The following is an 18,191-nucleotide window of genomic DNA, read 5'->3' on the forward strand; positions in this document are numbered from 1 at the left end:
CGGACCTTTGCTCGCTTTTGGGCGCGCTGACGGCCGGATCCCCTGTTCGCCCTCCTGAGCCTGCCTGATCTAGAGGCCCATCTTCTCGAAGAAGTGCTTGACCCCGTCGAGCCAGGAATGCGACTGCGGATTGTGCCGCGACCCGCCTGCCTGGAGGCTGGCCTCGAACTCGCGCAACAGTTCCTTCTGGCGTTCGGTGAGGTCTACCGGCGTCTCGATCTGGACGCGACAGATCAGATCCCCGACCACGCCGCCGCGCACGGGTTTGACGCCCTTGTTGCGGATACGGAACATCCGGCCGGTCTGGGTCCCGGGCGGGATCTTGAGCACCACCTTACCGTCGAGCGTCGGCACCTCCAGTTCGCCGCCGAGCGCCGCCGTGACGAAGCTGATCGGCACCTGACAGTAGAGGTCAGACCCCTCGCGGGTGAAGATCGGATGCTCCATGACCTGGATCTGGACATAGAGATCCCCCGGGGGCCCGCCGTACTCACCGCGCTCGCCCTCGCCCGCCAGCCGGATACGGTCGCCGGTATCGACCCCCGGCGGAACCTTGACCGCCAGCGTCTTTTCTTCCTGGATCCGCCCCCGCCCATAACAGTGCGGACAGCGCTCCTCGATGATGGTGCCTGTACCCCGACACTCGGGACAGGTCTGCTGGATAGAAAAGAACCCCTGCTGCATCCGCACCTGACCATGACCGCCGCAGGTCGGACAGGTCTTGGGCTTGGTGCCCGGCTTGGCGCCAGTGCCGTTACAGAACTGACAATCGACCCAGGTTGGGATGCGGATCTTGACTTCCTTACCCGCGACCGCCTCTTCTAGGGTCAGCGACAGGTCGTAGCGTAGATCGACCCCGCGCTGCGCGCGCCGCCCGCTGGCGCGCCCGCCGCCGAAGATGTCGCCGAAGACGTCGCCGAAGATGTCGGAGAAGGAGCCTGTGCCGGCAAAGTCGCCTGGCCCGCCGCCGAAACCGCCGAACCCGGATCCGGCCCCCTCGACGCCAGCATGACCGAACTGATCGTAGGCCGAACGCTTCTTGGGATCGGTCAGCACGTCATAGGCGAGCTTGGCCTCCTTGAACTTGGCCTCGGCCTCGCTGTCGCCCGGATTGCGGTCAGGGTGGTACTTCATCGCCAACCGCCGGAAGGCCTTCTTGATGTCGGCCTCACTGGCGTTGCGCTGAACCCCAAGCACTTCGTAATAGTCGCGTTTTGCCATGTATTCAGTGTCGAGTGGTCGGTTTTCAGTCGTCAGCGTCGGCTGCCGAATGACACCAGGCGAATTTGACCGACCGATGTACCCGTGGTCCTTGTATCCTCCCTAAAAGGAAGGGGCGCCAGGGCCGCGGGCGCCAGTACACTTCGACGGATGGTCGGTGAGTCGGCCATGCCCATCGACTCACTTGCGATCGTCCTTGACTTCTTCGAACTCGGCGTCGACCACGTCGTCATGGGTGCCGCTGCCGGACGAGCCGGCGCTCGACGACTGCCCACCCGCGCCGGCATCACCGGATTTGGCATAGATCCGCTCGGCCAGCTTGCCGGAGACATCGCCGAGCTTCTTGGTCAGCGACTCGATGCGCCCCCGATCCTCACCCTTGACCGCCTCTTCCAGCTCCTTGATGGCGGCCTCGATCGACTCCCTCTCGCCGCGCTCGACCTGATCGCCAAGCTGTTCCAGCGACTTGCGCACGGCATGGATCATGGTATCGGCCTGGTTGCGCGCAGCGACCAGCTGATGGAACTGGCGGTCGTCCTCGGCATGGGCCTCGGCATCCTTGATCATGCGCTGGATCTCTTCTTCAGACAGCCCTGAAGAGGCCTTGATGACGATCGACTGCTGCTTGCCGGTCGCCTTGTCCTTGGCCGAGACATGGAGGATGCCGTTGGCGTCGATGTCGAATTTGACCTCGATCTGGGGGACACCGCGCGGGGCCGGTGGGATGTCAGTCAGGTCGAAGCGACCGAGCGACTTGTTGTACTTGGCCTGTTCGCGTTCGCCCTGGAGGACGTGCACGGTGACAGCGGTCTGGTTGTCGTCGGCGGTCGAGAACACCTGGCTCGCCGAGGTCGGGATGGTGGTGTTCTTCTCGATCAGCTTGGTCATCACACCGCCGAGTGTCTCGATGCCGAGCGACAGCGGGGTGACGTCCAAAAGCAGCACGTCCTTGACCTCGCCCGCGAGCACACCACCCTGGATCGCCGCCCCGATGGCGACGGCCTCGTCGGGGTTGACATCCTTGCGCGGGGTCTTGCCGAAGAAGCGTTCGACCTGCTCCTGGACCTTGGGCATGCGGGTCTGACCGCCGACCAGGATAACCTCGTTGATCTCACTGGCGGTCAGCCCCGCGTCCTTAAGCGCGATGCGGCAGGGTTCCATGGTGCGCTCGATCAGATCCTCGACCAGGGACTCCAGCTTGGCGCGGGTCAGCTTGATGTTGAGGTGCTTGGGTCCGGTCTGATCGGCAGTGATATAGGGCAGATTGATGTCGGTCTGCTGGCTCGAAGAGAGCTCGATCTTGGCCTTCTCGGCGGCCTCCTTCAGCCGCTGGAGCGCCAGCGGATCATTGCGCAGATCCACCCCCTGCTCTTTTTTGAAGGTCTCGACCAGGTAGTCGATGATGCGCAGGTCAAAGTCCTCGCCGCCGAGGAAGGTGTCGCCATTGGTCGAGAGTACCTCGAACTGGTGCTCGCCCTCGATCTCGGCGATCTCGATGATGGAGATGTCGAAGGTACCGCCGCCCAGGTCATAGACGGCGATCTTCTGATCCCCGCGCTTCTTGTCCATGCCGTAGGCGAGCGCCGCCGCCGTGGGTTCGTTGATGATGCGCTTGACCTCGAGACCGGCGATGCGCCCGGCATCCTTGGTCGCCTGACGCTGCGAGTCGTTGAAGTAGGCCGGGACCGTGATCACTGCCTCGGTGACCGGGTGACCGAGATAGTCCTCGGCGGTCTTCTTCATCTTCTGCAACACCTTGGCCGAGATCTCGGGCGGGGCCATCTTTTTGCCATTGACCTCGACCCAGGCGTCGCCATTGTCGGCACGCACGATCTTGTAGGGGACCATGTCGCGGTCCTTGCTGACGACAGCGTCATCGAAACGTCGCCCGATCAGGCGCTTGATGGCAAAGAGGGTGTTCTTGGGGTTGGTGACGGCCTGGCGCTTGGCCGACTGACCGACCAGGATCTCGCCATCGCTGGTGTAGGCGACGATCGAGGGTGTGGTCCGGTCGCCTTCGGCGTTCTCGATGACCTTGACGTTGCCCCCTTCCATCACGGCTACGCACGAGTTGGTGGTGCCGAGGTCGATACCGATGATCTTTCCCATAGGTTTTATTCTCCGAAAGCGTTTGGAATGGCACGGTGCGCGCCACCTAATCCGTTGCAATTGGGGCAAGACCCCAAAACCTTCAAGCCTATTGCGCCGCCCGCTGACCGAAACCACGGGAGGGTTAGGGCGCGGCGATCCCCATGCGCGCTACTGTTCCGGCGCCTGCGAGACCATGACCAGTGCCGGACGCACCAGGCGCCCGTTGAGGGTATAGCCCTTCTGGATGACCAGCACCACGGTATTGGGCGGTACATCATCGCGCGGCTGCATCGACATGGCCTGATGGAACTCGGGGTCAAAGGGCTGACCGGTCGGATCGACCACGCCCACGCCGAACTTTTCCATCACGTCGCCGAGCAGTTTGAGCGTCAGTTCCGTGCCCTCGCGCAGCTTACCGACGTCGGTGTTTGCGTCCCGTGCCGCGTTGCAGCCGAGTTCGAGACTGTCGCGCACCTGGAGCAGCTCGCGCACGAAGCCGTCGAGTGCAAACTTGTGCACCTTTTCTAGCTCCTGGGCATGACGGCGCTTGAGATTCTCCAACTCGGCGCGGGCGCGCAGGACCTGATCACGGCTCTCCTCAATCTCGGCGCGCGCGGCATCCAGGGCCGCGCTTAGCTCCTCGACCGAAGGTTCCTCAGGCTGGGCGGCCTCGGACTCGGGCGTCGCCGCGGGCTCGGCGTTCAACCCGTCCGTCGGCATGGATATCTCGTCGAGCGTGCTGTCGGCTTCCCTGTAGGCCTCCACGGCCGCGCGCACGGCGGCCTCGTCGTGCTGGCGCGCTTCCTGAGGCGCCACCTCCGGGCTCTGGGGTTCAGTGCTCATCAAAAGACCTCCGGTTAAAACTCTGTTTCGCACTCTCGCTGCCGCAGCGCCGCTGCTAGTAGGCGCGCCGTAACATCGACGATCGGGATCACCCGCTGGTAGTCCATGCGCGTCGGGCCGATGACACCCAGCACACCGACGACCCGATCATCCACCCGATAGGGCGTGGTCACGAGACTGCAATCGCCAAGCAGCGCATAGCCCGACTCCTCGCCGATGAAGATCTGCACCCCCTCGGCGGCGATGCAGCGATCCAGGATGTGCAGGATCTCACGCTTCTGGGTGAAGGCATCGAACAGCGCCTTGAGCCGATCCACACTCGCCAGCTCGCCGAACTCCATCAAATTGGTCTGTCCGGCGATGTAACAGTCGTCGTGGTCTTCGGCCGAGGCCACCAGGTTCTGCGCCATGGCCAGGGCGTGCATCATCATCTGATCCATGTGGGCATGGGTGTTCTGGAGATCCTCCAGCAACCGCTTGCGGACATCTTTGATGTCCTGCCCGGTGAACATCTGGTTGAGATAGTTCGCCGCCTGCTCGAGCTGCGAGGGCGTGAAACGCCGTTCGGTGTTGATGATGCGGTTGTGAACCTCACCCTCGCTGGTTACCAGGATCGCCAGCACGCGCGTGTCCGACAACGGCAGCAGCTCGATCTGGCGGAAGGCTTGACGCTCATGGCGTGGCATCATCACCACCCCAGCCAGATGGGTGATGTCCGATAGCAGATTCGAGGCGGTCTCAACCAGGGACTTGGGATCCTGGAGCGCCTCGAACTGGGCGCGCAATGAGGCGATATCGTCCTCCGAGGGCGGACGCACCGTCAGCAATGTGTCGATAAACAGGCGATAACCGGCCACCGTTGGTACCCGCCCCGCCGAGGTATGGGGCGAGGTGATCAGCCCCAGATCCTCCAGATCGGCCATGACATTGCGCACGGTCGCCGGACTGAGATCGAGTTTGGTATCCTTAGCAAGGGTGCGTGAGCCGACCGGCTGGCCCTCACGGATGTAGCGCTCGACCAGTGCCTTGAGAAAATGCTGCGCGCGCTCACTGACCCGGCCCTCGGTCTTCAGGAGCTTATCACGGGTAGATGTGCGTTTCCCGATACCCACGATGGTCGATAGCAATACTGTCTGAATTGCGTTCGCGCATGATTTTAGCACTCACAAAGCTAGAGTGCTAACACCCAATTTAGGGATTCCCACTCAGGCTGTCAAGGTGAGTACGCCCTGATCCGAGCATCGAAAACGCCTGGAGCCATTGCTAGAATCCGCAACGTCGTCCAACAGGACGCCTTTAGCCTCCACACACAAACGCGGTTGAGCCCATGCCCGCCTTCCAGACCCTCGGTCTCATCGCCAAGCAGGGCGACCCCGAGCGGGTGCGCGGAACCCTCGTGCGACTGCGCAAACATCTGCGCGCGCGCGCCGTCGAGGTGCGGCTGGAGGCCGAGAGCGCCCGCCTACTCGACGCCCCGATCGGCGAGGCCCTAACCCTGGACCAACTGGGTGCAGTCTGCGACCTGATCGTCGTGGTCGGCGGCGACGGCACCCTCCTGCATGCTGCGCGGGTCATGGCGCCGCACGACGTTCCGATGCTCGGTATCAATCTCGGGCGACTGGGTTTTCTGGTCGATGTCTCGCCCGAACATATCGAATCGACGCTGGACCGTGTCCTGGCCGGTGAGTTCGCCTCCGATCGACGCTCGATGCTCGCGGCCCGGATCGTCACCGACCAGGACAGCGGCGAACCCGAGGCCGCGCTCAACGACGTGACCATTCACAAATGGGGCACAGCCCGCCTGATCGAGTTGGAGATCCGGATCGATGGCATCTTCGTCAGCGTCCAGCGCTCCGACGGACTCATCGTCTCGACCCCGACCGGCTCGACCGCCTATGCGCTCTCGGGCGGCGGCCCACTGGTCGATCCGGCGCTGGAGGCGATCCTGCTGGTCCCCATCTGCCCGCACGATCTGAGCAATCGCCCACTCGTGGTACCGGCTGGACGCACCATCGATGTCCGGGTGCTCGGGTCTGAGCAGGGCCATGTCCAGGTCACCTGCGACGGCCAGACCGATTTGCGACTGCCGCCCGGTGCCTGGGTACGGATCGCGCGCCATCCGCACACGGCCCATCTGATCCATCCCAAGGGCCACGACTATTATCAGATTCTGCGTGCCAAGCTCCACTGGGGCGGGCATAACATTACACGGACCTCGCCATGCTGACTTATCTCCAGATCCGGGATCTGGCCATCGTCAGTCATCTCGAGCTCGAATTGCGCCCCGGCATGACCGCGCTCACTGGCGAGACGGGTGCCGGCAAGTCGATCCTGATCGAGGCGCTGGGACTGGTGCTTGGCGACAAGGCCGAGGCCGGACTGATCCGTGTCGGATGCGAACGCGCCGAGATCCTGGCCGAGATCGACCTCGATCGTGCGCCGGACGCGCGCGACTGGCTGGTCGCGCAGGGCCTGGACGATGACAATGCCTGCGTGATCCGGCGCCTGATCGCGCGCGAGGGCCGCTCGCGTGCCTTCATCAACGGACGCGCGGCGACCAGTGCCCAGTTGCGCGACCTCGGCGAACGCTTGGTCGACATCCACGGCCAGCACGCCCACCAATCGCTGCTGCGCCCCGATGCCCAGCGCGACCTGCTCGATGCCTATGGCAGGCACGGTGACAAGAGCGCGGCAGTCGCAACGGCCTTTCGTACCTTCCGCGACCTCGACCAGCGCCTCCAGGCGCTGGAGGCGGCCAGTACCGACCGCGCCGCACGGCTGGATCTGCTGCGCTTCCAGGTTGCAGAACTCGCAGCGCTGGGATTGAGCGTCGCGGACATTCAAAACCTCGATCAGGAACAGCGCCGCTTGAGCCATCTCGGACGGCTGCAGGAGACGGTTGGACGCCTGCTGATCCTGCTGGCGGACGGTGAACCTGCAATCGACGATCAGCTGCGCACCGCCACGCGCGAGCTCGATGAGCTGGCCGGCATCGATCCGGCGTTGACCGAGAGTCGGGATCTGCTAGAAACAGCCGCCATCCATGCCAGCGAGGCGGCGGCCGGACTGCGCCGCTATCTCGATGGGCTGGATCTGGATCCGGCCCTGCTCCAAACAGTCGAGCACCGTCTCGGTCAGATCCATGATCTCGCGCGCAAGTATCGCGTCAAGCCGACCGAACTGCCCGAGCTGCTCGAGCAGCGTCGCGCCGAACTGGAGGCGCTCGAACAGTCCGACCTCACGCTCGGCGATCTGCGCGAGCGCCGCGAACGGATGTGGTGCGACTTCCTTGCCGCTGCCACCGAACTCACGCACGCCCGCCGGGCCGCCGCCGAGCAGCTTGCGCCCACGGTCACACGCTCGATGCAGCAGCTCGGGATGAGCGGCGGTCAATTCGAGATCCAGCTTGATCCACTGCCCGCGGAACGCGCGAGCGCCCATGGCCTGGAGCGGGTCGAGATGTGGGTCAGCGCCAATCCCGGCCAGCCCCTGCAACCCCTGGCCAGGGTCGCCTCCGGCGGCGAGCTCTCGCGCATCAGTCTCGCCATCCAGGTCGCCACCGCCGAATGTGGACGGGTGCCGACCCTGGTCTTCGATGAGGTCGATGTAGGCATTGGTGGGGGCGTGGCCGAGATCGTCGGACGCCTGCTGCGCAAACTCGGTGAGTCGCGCCAGGTGCTCTGCGTCACCCACCTGCCCCAGGTCGCCGCCCAGGCGCATCATCAGCTGCGTGTGCGCAAAGAGATCATCGAGGGTGAGACCTTCACCCGCATCGAACCGCTCGACGACCGCGCCCGCATCGATGAGATCGCCCGGATGCTCGGTGGCACCGAGATCACCGCCCGCACCCGCGACCATGCCAGCGAGATGCTCGACTGGACGCGCTGAACCTCGCCGCGGTTTTAGGGTCCCAACCCTGAGCAGCCGCTTCGAAAGGGATGGGTCTGGAGTCTGGAATCATCTGTGTTAAGTAGTCATACGGATTCCTGAGATTCCATAAACCTATGTTAATAATGGGCTTGTACGCAAAGCCCCCTGCCCGGCCATCGAGAACCACGAGACTGGACTGACGGGACACTGGCCAAACACTGATCAATGGGTCCATAATCAGCGCCGCCCGGTCATCAGGGCCTCCCGACTGCTCAGAAGAGACCCAACCCCTTGCCGTAAACCCTGACCGGCTTGCGGCACCTCACTGGAGGATGGTTACCATGCCGTTGATAACGTCGTTTATCCCAAGCGAGGATAGGCTCGACCTCTCCTTCCATGGCAACCTGGATCTGACGAGCACCGACGAAGTCTGCCGGGTGTTCGCTGCGATCCCCGCCAATCTTCAGACCTGTGTCATGGATCTGACCCAATTGGAACGCCTCTTCGACTCAGGTCTGGCGTTGCTGTGGATGCTCAACGAACGGCTCCAGCACATCGGCGCCCGGGTCGTGGTCCTCAGTGACCATCCCGAGATCCTCAGCCGCATTCAGCGCTTCATGCGAAACGTCTTGGGCGTCATCCCCCAGGACTCGGCCTTGGGCACCGCCGTCACCTGAACGGGGCGAGCAAACGCCGTTCAACCGAGGCCCGCTGGATGCGGGCCTCGGTCTGTCAGCACGGCAGCATCAGGATCGCGTCGCAATCTATCCCCCATTGACTGGGGTCTTCGATACCCAGGATGCGATCCTGTCTGCCGCGGACTTTACGGGACAGATCCAGATCCTCAACCGGCAGAAAGCGGCGCCAGCGCGCATCCATCACGACCCGAACGATGGGTGCCTTGTGCCCTTCTCGTCCATTCTCAAGCACCACACCAAGCCGGTTGCTCTCCAGCCGGACCAGACTGCCGACCGGATAGATGCCGACACAGCGGATGAAATGCCGGACCAGATCAGGGTCGAGGTGAAAACGGCTCCATTCGAGCAGCTTGCGCAACGCCTGATGGGGCTCCATCCCATTGTGATAGACGCGATCCGCGGTGATGGCGTCATAGACATCGACGATGGCCGCCATCCGACCATAGACCGAGATCGACTCGCCGCCCTTACCGTCCGGATAGCCGGTGGCATCGAAGCGCTCGTGATGCTCGGCGGCAACCGCCAGCGCCATCGGTGAGAACCCCGGGATGGCGGCGAGGATGTCGCGGCTATGGACGACGTGGCTGCGCATGATCGCGAACTCATCGTCCGAGAGCCGGCCGGGTTTGTTCAGGATGGCGTCCGGAACCTGGGTCTTGCCAATGTCGTGCAGCAGGGCGCCGATACCGATCTCCTCGATCACCGAGGGCTCCATCCCCAGCTCGCGCGCAAACGAAACCATGAGCACTGCGACATTGACCGAGTGTTCGAAGGTATAGCGATCGCGATGGCGGATGCGCCCCAAGGCCAGGAGCGCGTTTTGATTGCGAAAGATCGAGCCGACCATCTCGCCAATGGTGTTACGCGCCTGGTCCAGCGTGATCGGCAGACCGAGCCGGGCATCCCGCATGAGTCCAGTGACGACCTCAAGCGCATCCTCATGGATGCGCTTGGCTTGTACCCGCTCCTCACCGAGCGAGGTTGGCTGTGGCAGGAGACGAGCCTGCTCACCGACATCGGTCAATTCCTGCTCGAGCTGCGAGACCACCTCACCTTCGCTGGGCGCCTCCGGGACATCGAGACCCTTGGTGGTGTCGATGTAGAGTTCCTGGATACCCAGACGCCGGATGCGCTCGATATTGGACTCGGATTTGATGTGAAATCGATTGAACAGAAAGCTATGATCCAGCCAGCCGCAGTTGAGGTCATGGACATACATGCCGACGCGCAGGTCGGCGACGTCGATCTTCTTGATCATTTAAGCGAGATCCATGACGAAGGCCAATTGATTGCCGAAATGCTTCATCTTTGTGCGCCATCGGCATGGCGCGTCCTCTACGGCCTCATGCACGCCGTGGAGACGAAGCCACCCCCAGGCGGGCGTTTATCAGGAGGAAACTCAGCGGCCTTGTGGAGGCTGACCATCTTGCGTGAAACGTTCGAAACATACACGAATGCGCAATGAAATGCGATTTCAAGTAAACAACCCTCGACTGAAGTCGAAGGCTTTATTGTGAGACGCAGCAAACATGGTTGACCGCATCCCCAACATTGGGCGTGTTTACAGCCGCCCTTGGCAGCGGGGCTCCGCTGCCAATCCGGGCCAGGTTTCGACTGGCGTTGCAGTCGGCGTGCGCCCGGAGACCACACTGTATTATACACCACATGGTGCGCTTCGCGCACCCGCCATTCCTCCCGCGACTCAAGTCGCGGGTTTCCTTGCGGAGGGTCTATGAAGCTATGCAAGCCCCAGACATGGCATCCGGGCTTGAAAATAGTAGCAGAATATACAGCCAGGACGCACCGCCCGCCCCGAGCCGCTCGAACACGCCCGGCCATCAGGCCAAACTCGATTGCCAGGAGACTCAAACTGAGCATCTCGATGGACCGCCACATGCCCGAGTGCTTCGACGCGACCGTCAAGGATATGCCAGACGTGCTTGATGCCTGACCATCACGGGTCGGAAAGCCGACGCTCCGCTCAAGGTCGTGGTACGCGACCTGGACGTCGATCAGGTTCTTTATTCAACAAGATCGAGGGTTGGAAGGTGTCGCGGGCGCGCATTCTAGTTTCGCCCTCAAGATGGGTCTTGGGACGCCTGGATCTGCCGATAACCTGCATACAAGCGTGCGGGTCGGAGAGAGTGCCTTCTGTCCCACCCCTAGGGCCGACACCGACCGACACCACCAGGTTGGCACGCCCAATGCGGTTTGATTCGCACAGAGTGCGTACTCGCCCATCGAGGTGAGCCATGAGCGACCATGATGAATGCCTCCAACGACAGATTGTCGGCCAAGGACACCAGGAACATGAACGGCGACCGAGCGGTGTCCTGAACGCCAGGACGCTGCGTCGCGAAAATCGGCTCTATGCCAATACCCTTGGTGTCAGTCAGAACAATGCCGGTCTCGGTTTCCGTCCGGGCTATCTGAATCGGCGCAGCGGTGAATATGTGCTGTCACGCTTCAGCGATGGGACTCCAGCGCCCATCCATGTGCTCGACGGCCTGCCCGACTCCTGGGTGCGGGCACGCGACGCCGCGGGTCATGTGCTGGAGGTCGCCCCTGAGGTCGTCTCCGGCTTCGTGCGCGGGAACAGGTTCTATACCCGCGAAGAGGCCGCATGGGCGGTCAACGTTCAGCATCCGCGGCGGTGCGCAGTGCCGTCCGCTGCATGCTGTTGTTAGGGAACCTCAATCCGTACCTTAACGGTCTCAATCCGCTCGTTCTGGCCTCGACGGCGACGGGAAACATCGTTGTTTTTGCCCTGTCGTGGTTTAATCGCCCCGATCCGAACCCACACCGCCCAGAATACTGACACCCCATCGCCATGCCATCACCACCTCAAGGGCTCTTTGAGAAACCCTTATGAAATTCGATGCGGTCCAGAAGGTCCTGGGGCTGCTCTTGACCCTCTTCAGCCTCAGCATGCTCCCGCCGGTGGTCGTCTCGCTCATCTACGATGAGGGCGACGTTGGACCCTTTCTGGCGGCCTTCACGCTGATCTTTGTCTTGGGGCTGCTGATCCTGCTGCCGGTGGTGCGCTCCCAGGAGGTGTTGCGAGTGCGCGATGGTTTTCTCGTCGTGGTGCTGCTCTGGACCATGCTCGGGCTGGCCGGCGCCCTGCCTTTCTGGCTGGCGCCCAATCCGGCCCTCTCGGCCACGGATGCGGTGTTCGAATCCATCTCGGGTCTGACCACGACCGGGGCTACGGTCATCATCGGGTTAGATGGCCTCCCCAAATCGATCCTCTTCTATCGCCAACAGCTCCAGTGGCTCGGCGGCATGGGCATCATCGTGCTGGCAGTGGCGGTGCTACCGATGCTCGGGGTCGGCGGGATGCAGCTCTTTCGCGCCGAGATGCCGGGCCCGATGAAGGAGTCCAAGCTCACACCGCGTATCACCGAGACCGCCAAGGCGCTCTGGTATGTCTATCTGTGGATGACGCTCCTCTGTGCACTCGCCTACTGGTGGGCCGGGATGACGGCCTTCGATGCCATCGGACATGCCTTCGCGACCGTGGCCATCGGCGGCTTCTCGACCCACGATCTAAGCATCGGTTATTTCGACAATACCGCCATCGAGCTGATCGCCGTGGCCTTCATGACCCTGGCCGGGATGAGCTTTACCCTGCACTTCATGGTGTGGCGGCGCCAGGATCCGCGTCTGTATTTTGAGGACAGTGAATTCAGGCTCTATCTGTTGGTGCTCCTGACAGTCATCGCTATCACGACCCTGGCCCTCTATGAGGGCCGGGTCTATGCGACCTGGTGGGAGGCGTTCACCAAGGGCCTGTTCCAGGCGGTCTCGATCACCACGACCACCGGCTTTGCGACCGCCGAGTTCTATACCTGGCCGCCCTTTCTTCAGATCCTGCTGCTGTTGGCCAGCTTCATCGGCGGCTGCGCGGGCTCGACCGGCGGCGGAATCAAGGTCATCCGCTTCCTCTTGCTCATCAAGCAGGGCGTGCGCGAGATCGGGCGTCTGATCCATCCCAATGCCCAGATCCCGGTGCGAATCGGCGGTAAGACCGTCAATCATCGCGTAGTCGATGCGGTTTGGGGCTTCTTCTCGCTCTATGTGGCGAGTTTCATCCTCATGTATCTGCTACTCGCCGCCACCGGGCTGGACCTGGTGACGGCCTTTTCGGCGGTCGCGGCCTGTATCAACAACCTGGGACCGGGGCTGGCCACGGTCGGCCCAAATTATGCCGATCTCAACGATACGGCCAAGTGGATCCTCTGTGTGGCCATGCTGCTCGGACGGTTGGAGATCTTCACCGTGCTGGTGCTGCTGTCACCGACGTTCTGGCAGCGTTGAGCATTTGTCCACCAACGATCGGCTCGATCTCATCGACCTCAAGACAAATCGGTGAAGCTGGCCATGACCAGCCTACGCCCGAACGTATCACCATCGAACCTGGAAAATGCGGTGGCAGACCGGTCCATCAGACTTACTCATTCATCCTCGAGCATCCACAAAGCTGACCTCCTGTTTCACAGAGGCTGGTTTCACGCACGTCTTTTGATGCCTGGGTCAAGCGCTGTAGGAATCTCTGCCCTTCAGGCCAGGGAGGATGTCAAAGTCTGGCTTGACTGAAAATGAAATCAACCAGTGCATCGATCTCGGTCAATGGCAGGACGGGCGGATGAGGGAAGACGGGCGGCGGATCATCGGTCGCGAGGGCGATGATCTCGGGATCGTCCGGATAGAACGGCGCCTGACCCAACGCGGCGCGATAGACCTCGATCTTGGGATAGTGGGCGTGCTTGAAGCCCTCGACCAGAACCAGATCGAGCCGGTCGCGCTCAAAGCGTGCCAGCATTGCCTCTAGATCCGGGTCCTCACCCGTGCGGTCGTTCTCCATCTGCAAGGCCCAGCGCTCGCGTGAGGCGAGCAGGGTCTGGTCGGCCCCGGCGGCGCGGATCTCGTAGCTGTCCTTGCCGGGACGATCCAGATCGAAGCTGTGGTGGGCGTGCTTGAGATAGCCGACGCGCAGCCCGCGCGACTGAAGTGCCGCGGTAAGACGTCGCAACAGCGTCGTCTTGCCGCTGCCGCTGGGCGCGACGAAGCCGACGACGGGGAGAGCGCGTCTGTCCGGGACCAGGGTTCTGGGGTCGGCGGACGGTTTTATTCGTAGGTTCGCCGGGTGTGCCTGATCGACATAGCGATCGCGCGCCGCCTTGGCGCGGGCGAAGATTTCGAACAGATGTTCGCCGTCGGCGCGGCGGATGCTCTCGGCCAGATCGGTCATCTCGACGCTGAACCGGGCCAGCATCGCGCTCAGTGCCTCGCGGTTGGCCAGACAGATGTCGCGCCACATGACCGGATTGCTGGAGGCGATGCGGGTGAAGTCACGGAAGCCACCGGCGGCATAGCGAAAGATCTCGTCGTTTTCGTGCATCCGCGCCAGTGAATCGACCAGTCCGAAGGCGAGCATGTGCGGCAGATGACTGGTCGCGGCCAACACCTCGTCGTGATGGGCAACCGACATCGTCGCGACCTCAGCCCCGCATGCCTCCCACATGGCGGTTACCTGGACCACGGCCTCAGGGTCGGTCTCAGGCAAAGGCGTCAGGATCACACGCCGTTGCCGGTAAAGCTCGGCAAACGAGGCCTCCACCCCACTGTGTTCGGTGCCGGCGATCGGATGCCCGGGTACCAGACGCGGTGGCACGGCGCCAAAGACCGCACGCGCGTCCTCGACCACACTGCACTTGACGCTGCCTCCATCGGTGATGATGGCCTCAGGGCGCACCTGGTCGCGGATGGCCGCCAGCACCCCGCGCATGGCCCCAAGCGGCACCGCCAGGAACACCATGTCCGCCTCGTGCACCGCTTCGGCCGGGTTCTGGGTGATACGGTCGACCACGCCCAGTTCGAGCGCGCGCTCAAGATTGGCAAGCGAGCGCCCGCAGCCGATGATCTCACTAACGGCGCCGGCGGCCCGCAGCGCGCGCGCCAAGGAACCGCCGATCAATCCGACTCCGATGATCGCAAGCCGCTCGATCATGACGCCAGCACGTCCTCGAAGGCGGCGATGAAGCGCGCGTTCTCCGACTCCAGCCCGATGCTGATGCGCAGATGGTTTGGCATCCCGTAGTTGCCAAGCGGGCGCACGATGACACCCCGCTTGAGCAGGGCCTCGTTGATGGGCGTAGCCGGGCGTCCACAGTCGACAGTGACGAAGTTGCCCACCGATGGGATGTAGGCGAGCCCGAGCCGCTCAAAGGCCGTGGTCAGTTGCTTCATCCCGGCACGGTTGAGTTCGACCGAGGCGCGTATGTGCTCAGGGTCGTTGATCGCCGCGATCGCGGCGGCCTGGGCCAGGGCATTGACGTTGAACGGCTGGCGCACCCGATTGAGCAGCTCGGCGATCCGCGGATCGCTGAGCGCATAGCCCACGCGCAGCGCCGCCAGACCATAGGCCTTGGAGAAGGTGCGGGTAACGATCAGGTTGGGGAAGGTCTCGATCCAGTGGGTCGCGTCCGGGAAATCCGGCTCGGAAACATACTCGGTATAGGCCTCGTCGACCACGACGAGGCAGGTCTTGGGCAGTGCACCGATGAAGGACTTGAGCGGCGCGGCGGCCAGCCAGGTCCCGGTCGGATTGTTGGGGTTGGCGATCCAGACCACCCGCGTCCGGTCGGTGACCAGCCGCGCCATGGCCTCCAGGTCATGGCCATAGTCGCGGGCCCGCGCCACACGCGCCTTGGCCCCGACCGACTGGGTCGCGATCGAATAGACGGCGAAGGCATACTCAGAAAACACGGACTCGGCGCCGGGTTGCAGGAAGACACGCGCGATCAGATCCAGCACATCGTTGGATCCGTTGCCGATCGTCACGGCGGCGGGCGAGAGCCCATGATGCTCGGCCAGGGCGCGGCGCAGCGCAAATCCGCCGCCATCTGGATAGCGACCCAGCTCAGCGAGTGCGGTCTCGATCGCCGCACGCGCACGCACGCCCGGACCCAATGGATTTTCGTTCGAGGCCAGCTTGATCGAGTCGCTGATACCCAGTTCGCGTTCCAGCTCTGAGATGGGTTTGCCGGGCACATAGGGCGTGAGTCCGGCGATCCAGGGGGCTGCCAGTGACTGGAAGGGGTTGTCGGCTTGATGCATGACGGATATCCAAAAAATTACGTTCAATTGGGATCGTGCGCCTTCAGAGCACCGCAACCGGGTAGGAGCCCAGCACCTTGAACAGCAGGGCCTCCTGTTCAAGGATCTGCAGGGCGGCGGCGACCTCGGGATCCTGGCGATGGCCGAGGATATCGATGAAAAAGACATAGTCCCAGAGGCCGCGACGCGAGGGGCGGGACTCGATGCGGCTCATGCTGATGCCGTGCTTGGACAGTGGCGCGAGCAGGTGATATAGACCACCTGCCTGATTCTTGCACGAGAGCAGCAGGCTGGTTTTGTCTTGACCGCTCGGCGGCGCGTCCTGCTGGCCGATGACCAAAAAGCGTGTGGTGTTGCTCGGCTCATCCTCGATACGCTCGGCCAGTACCCCGAGTTTGTAGATCTCGGCGGCCTGGAGACCCGCGACGGCCGCGGCCTCTGGATCCCCGGCCACCAGACGCGCCGCCTCGGCATTGCTGCCGACTGGCAGCCGCTCGGCGCTCGGTAGATGGCGGTCGAGCCATTCGCGGCACTGGGCCAACGACTGCTGATGCGAATACACCCGCCGGATGCTCGCCAGATCCGGCGCCTTGCTCAACAGGTGCTGATGGACGCGCAGACAGACCTCGCCCGTGATCATCAGCGGTGAGCTCATGAACAGATCGAGCGTGTGACTGACCACGCCCTCGGTCGAGTTCTCGACCGGCACCACCCCAAAGTCGCAGGCGCCGGCCTCGACCTCACGAAAGATCTCGTCGAGGGTGGCCATGGCCTGGGTCACCACCGAATGGCCGAAATGCTTGATCGCCGCCGCCTGGGTGAAGGTGCCCTCGGGCCCCAAAAAGGCGGCCTTGAGCGGACGCTCAAGGGCCAGACAGGCCGACATGATCTCACGGAACAGACGCGCGACCTCCTCGCCATCGAGTGGTCCCGGATTGGCCTCCTTGATCCGGCGCAGGACGGCGACCTCGCGCTCGGGGCGATAGAATTGCACCGATCCACCCCGCGCCTCGGTCTTGATGCGCGCGACCTGCTGGGCACAGCGGGCGCGCTCGCTGATCAGCCGCAGGATCTCCAGATCGATGGCGTCGATGCGGTCGCGCACCGCCGCCAGCGCCTGGTGTTCCTGATTGGCGCTCTCGCTCATGTCGTCTTCCGCCCTCGCCGACTCAAGCGTCGAGCTGGCGCACCGAAAGCACGCCATCGATGGCCTGGATCTGGGCAAGCGTTGCCTCGGGACAAGGCTGATCGACATCGATCAGGGTCACGGCGATGTCGCCGCGCGAGCGATTGAGCATATCGACGATATTCAAACCGGCGGCCGCCAGATCGGTCGAGATCTGTCCCACCATATTGGGCACATTGCTGTTGACGATGGTCAGTCGATAACCCTCGGTGCGCGCGAGGATGATGTCCGGGAAATTGACCGAGTTGGTGATGTTGCCGTCCTCCAGATAGTCACGGATCTGATCGGCCACCATGATCGCACAGTTGTCCTCGGCCTCCTTGGTCGAGGCACCGAGATGCGGCAGGGCGATGACCCGCGGATGGCCCTTGAGCCTGTTGTTCGGGAAATCGCAGCAATAGGCATAGAGGTGGCCTGCATCGAGCGCCGCGATCACCGCCTCGTCGTCGAGGATACCCTGACGCGAGAAGTTCAGCAGCACCGCACCCTTGGGTAGGACCCGAATCCGCTCGGCGTTGATCATGTTCCGCGTCTGATCGGTGAGTGGGACATGGAAGGTCACGAAGTCCGAGCGCGCGAGCAGGTCGTCGAGGCTGAGTGCCTGCTTGACGTCGCTCGCCAACTGCCAGGCGCGCTGCACGGTGATGGTCGGGTCATAGCCGATGACCTGCATCCCGAGCGCACGCGCGGCATTGGCGACCCGGACACCGATCGCCCCCAGACCCACGACCCCAAGGGTGCGCCCCGGCAGCTCAAAGCCGACGAAACGCTTCTTGCCGGCCTCGACCGCCTCATGGATGGCGGCATCGTCGCCCTGAAGCTCGCAGGCGAACCGCCAGGCCTGGGCGATGTTGCGCGCCGCCATCAGCATCGCGGCGAGCACCAGCTCCTTGACCGCGTTGGCATTGGCGCCCGGGGCGTTGAAGACGACCACGCCGCGTCTGGTCATCTCGGCCACGGGCACATTGTTGGTGCCCGCGCCGGCGCGCCCGATGGCCTTGACCGAGGCAGGGATCTCCATGTCGTGCATGTTGGCCGAACGTACCAGGATGGCATCGGGATTGGCGATCTCGGAGGCGATCTCGTAGCGCTCGCGCGGCAGGCGCTCCAGGCCGACCACCGAGATATTGTTGAGCGTCTGGATTTTGAACATGGGCGTC

Annotated in this window: 14 protein-coding genes and 1 pseudogene; 5 read left to right on the forward strand and 10 right to left on the reverse strand. The window is 63.2% G+C overall.

Going from position 1 to position 18,191, the window contains the following annotated elements:
• Positions 1-69: 69 nt before the first annotated feature.
• The 4 genes from dnaJ to hrcA all read right to left on the reverse strand — a co-directional run bounded on the left by dnaJ (position 70) and on the right by hrcA (position 5,267).
• A complete protein-coding gene (dnaJ, locus tag E6P07_RS07620; RefSeq protein ID WP_153975054.1) occupies positions 70-1,221 on the reverse strand; it encodes a molecular chaperone DnaJ in 1,152 nt (383 codons plus the stop codon).
• A gap of 180 nt (positions 1,222-1,401) precedes the next feature.
• The gene (gene dnaK / locus E6P07_RS07625; RefSeq protein WP_153975055.1) at positions 1,402-3,330 is read right to left on the reverse strand and encodes a molecular chaperone DnaK; all 1,929 of its coding nucleotides are present in this window, start codon (positions 3,328-3,330) and stop codon (positions 1,402-1,404) included.
• Between the two features lie 150 nt (positions 3,331-3,480).
• Positions 3,481-4,155 (reverse strand): nucleotide exchange factor GrpE, encoded by a 675-nt coding sequence (gene grpE, locus E6P07_RS07630; protein ID WP_153975056.1) that lies wholly within the window; start codon positions 4,153-4,155, stop codon positions 3,481-3,483.
• Between the two features lie 14 nt (positions 4,156-4,169).
• Positions 4,170-5,267 (reverse strand): heat-inducible transcriptional repressor HrcA, encoded by a 1,098-nt coding sequence (gene hrcA / locus E6P07_RS07635; RefSeq protein ID WP_153975057.1) that lies wholly within the window; start codon positions 5,265-5,267, stop codon positions 4,170-4,172.
• Positions 5,268-5,482: 215 nt separating this feature from the next.
• Here hrcA and E6P07_RS07640 point away from each other — a divergent pair, with 215 nt between their 5' ends.
• The 3 genes from E6P07_RS07640 (at position 5,483) to E6P07_RS07650 (ending at position 8,702) form a co-directional block, all read left to right on the forward strand.
• Complete coding sequence (locus tag E6P07_RS07640) at positions 5,483-6,382, forward strand: NAD(+) kinase (protein ID WP_153975058.1); 900 nt, start codon at positions 5,483-5,485, stop codon at positions 6,380-6,382.
• A complete protein-coding gene (recN, locus tag E6P07_RS07645; RefSeq protein WP_153975059.1) occupies positions 6,376-8,043 on the forward strand; it encodes a DNA repair protein RecN in 1,668 nt (555 codons plus the stop codon). The genes E6P07_RS07640 and recN overlap by 7 nt, the downstream gene beginning before the upstream one ends.
• A gap of 323 nt (positions 8,044-8,366) precedes the next feature.
• The gene (locus tag E6P07_RS07650) at positions 8,367-8,702 is read left to right on the forward strand and encodes an STAS domain-containing protein (RefSeq protein WP_153975060.1); all 336 of its coding nucleotides are present in this window, start codon (positions 8,367-8,369) and stop codon (positions 8,700-8,702) included.
• A gap of 55 nt (positions 8,703-8,757) precedes the next feature.
• Here E6P07_RS07650 and E6P07_RS07655 read toward each other — a convergent pair whose 3' ends face one another.
• On the reverse strand, positions 8,758-9,981 hold the full coding sequence (locus E6P07_RS07655; protein ID WP_153975061.1) for a cyclic di-GMP phosphodiesterase: 1,224 nt from the start codon (positions 9,979-9,981) through the stop codon (positions 8,758-8,760).
• A gap of 994 nt (positions 9,982-10,975) precedes the next feature.
• Between E6P07_RS07655 and E6P07_RS07660 the strand changes: the two genes are divergently transcribed.
• Complete coding sequence (locus tag E6P07_RS07660; RefSeq protein WP_153975062.1) at positions 10,976-11,410, forward strand: hypothetical protein; 435 nt, start codon at positions 10,976-10,978, stop codon at positions 11,408-11,410.
• Positions 11,411-11,591: 181 nt separating this feature from the next.
• Complete coding sequence (locus E6P07_RS07665; RefSeq protein WP_153975063.1) at positions 11,592-13,043, forward strand: TrkH family potassium uptake protein; 1,452 nt, start codon at positions 11,592-11,594, stop codon at positions 13,041-13,043.
• A 259-nt stretch (positions 13,044-13,302) separates the two neighbouring features.
• Here the strand turns inward: E6P07_RS07665 and mobB are convergent, their stop codons facing one another.
• The 5 genes and pseudogenes from mobB to E6P07_RS07685 form a co-directional block, all read right to left on the reverse strand.
• Positions 13,303-13,830 carry a molybdopterin-guanine dinucleotide biosynthesis protein B gene (gene mobB / locus E6P07_RS13915; protein ID WP_246172996.1) on the reverse strand — a complete coding sequence of 176 codons (528 nt, stop codon included), beginning with the start codon at positions 13,828-13,830 and terminating at the stop codon, positions 13,303-13,305.
• A 51-nt stretch (positions 13,831-13,881) separates the two neighbouring features.
• Positions 13,882-14,736: pseudogene (locus E6P07_RS07670) on the reverse strand (prephenate dehydrogenase); the annotation flags it as partial.
• Positions 14,733-15,845, reverse strand: a complete 1,113-nt coding sequence (hisC, locus tag E6P07_RS07675) for a histidinol-phosphate transaminase (protein ID WP_153975064.1) — start codon at positions 15,843-15,845, stop codon at positions 14,733-14,735. The pseudogene E6P07_RS07670 and the gene hisC, both read right to left, overlap by 4 nt.
• A 43-nt stretch (positions 15,846-15,888) precedes the next feature.
• The gene (gene pheA / locus E6P07_RS07680; RefSeq protein ID WP_153975065.1) at positions 15,889-16,992 is read right to left on the reverse strand and encodes a prephenate dehydratase; all 1,104 of its coding nucleotides are present in this window, start codon (positions 16,990-16,992) and stop codon (positions 15,889-15,891) included.
• A gap of 22 nt (positions 16,993-17,014) precedes the next feature.
• Positions 17,015-18,184: a phosphoglycerate dehydrogenase gene (locus tag E6P07_RS07685; RefSeq protein WP_153975066.1), complete on the reverse strand. Its 1,170-nt coding sequence runs from the start codon at positions 18,182-18,184 to the stop codon at positions 17,015-17,017.
• Positions 18,185-18,191 lie beyond the last annotated feature (7 nt).

It is taken from the genome of Thermochromatium tepidum ATCC 43061 (assembly GCF_009664085.1).
Classification (GTDB): domain Bacteria; phylum Pseudomonadota; class Gammaproteobacteria; order Chromatiales; family Chromatiaceae; genus Thermochromatium; species Thermochromatium tepidum.

What these genes read in the sequence shown, in the direction of transcription:
- dnaJ (WP_153975054.1), bottom strand. Translation starts at nt 1,221, where the DNA reads ATGGCAAAACGCGACTATTACGAAGTGCTTGGGGTTCAGCGCAACGCC.
- pheA (WP_153975065.1), bottom strand. Translation starts at nt 16,992, where the DNA reads ATGAGCGAGAGCGCCAATCAGGAACACCAGGCGCTGGCGGCGGTGCGC.
- recN (WP_153975059.1), top strand. Translation starts at nt 6,376, where the DNA reads ATGCTGACTTATCTCCAGATCCGGGATCTGGCCATCGTCAGTCATCTC.
- E6P07_RS07665 (WP_153975063.1), top strand. Translation starts at nt 11,592, where the DNA reads ATGAAATTCGATGCGGTCCAGAAGGTCCTGGGGCTGCTCTTGACCCTC.
- E6P07_RS07655 (WP_153975061.1), bottom strand. Translation starts at nt 9,981, where the DNA reads ATGATCAAGAAGATCGACGTCGCCGACCTGCGCGTCGGCATGTATGTC.
- E6P07_RS07640 (WP_153975058.1), top strand. Translation starts at nt 5,483, where the DNA reads ATGCCCGCCTTCCAGACCCTCGGTCTCATCGCCAAGCAGGGCGACCCC.
- E6P07_RS07685 (WP_153975066.1), bottom strand. Translation starts at nt 18,184, where the DNA reads ATGTTCAAAATCCAGACGCTCAACAATATCTCGGTGGTCGGCCTGGAG.
- E6P07_RS07660 (WP_153975062.1), top strand. Translation starts at nt 10,976, where the DNA reads ATGAGCGACCATGATGAATGCCTCCAACGACAGATTGTCGGCCAAGGA.
- hisC (WP_153975064.1), bottom strand. Translation starts at nt 15,845, where the DNA reads ATGCATCAAGCCGACAACCCCTTCCAGTCACTGGCAGCCCCCTGGATC.
- dnaK (WP_153975055.1), bottom strand. Translation starts at nt 3,330, where the DNA reads ATGGGAAAGATCATCGGTATCGACCTCGGCACCACCAACTCGTGCGTA.
- grpE (WP_153975056.1), bottom strand. Translation starts at nt 4,155, where the DNA reads ATGAGCACTGAACCCCAGAGCCCGGAGGTGGCGCCTCAGGAAGCGCGC.
- E6P07_RS07650 (WP_153975060.1), top strand. Translation starts at nt 8,367, where the DNA reads ATGCCGTTGATAACGTCGTTTATCCCAAGCGAGGATAGGCTCGACCTC.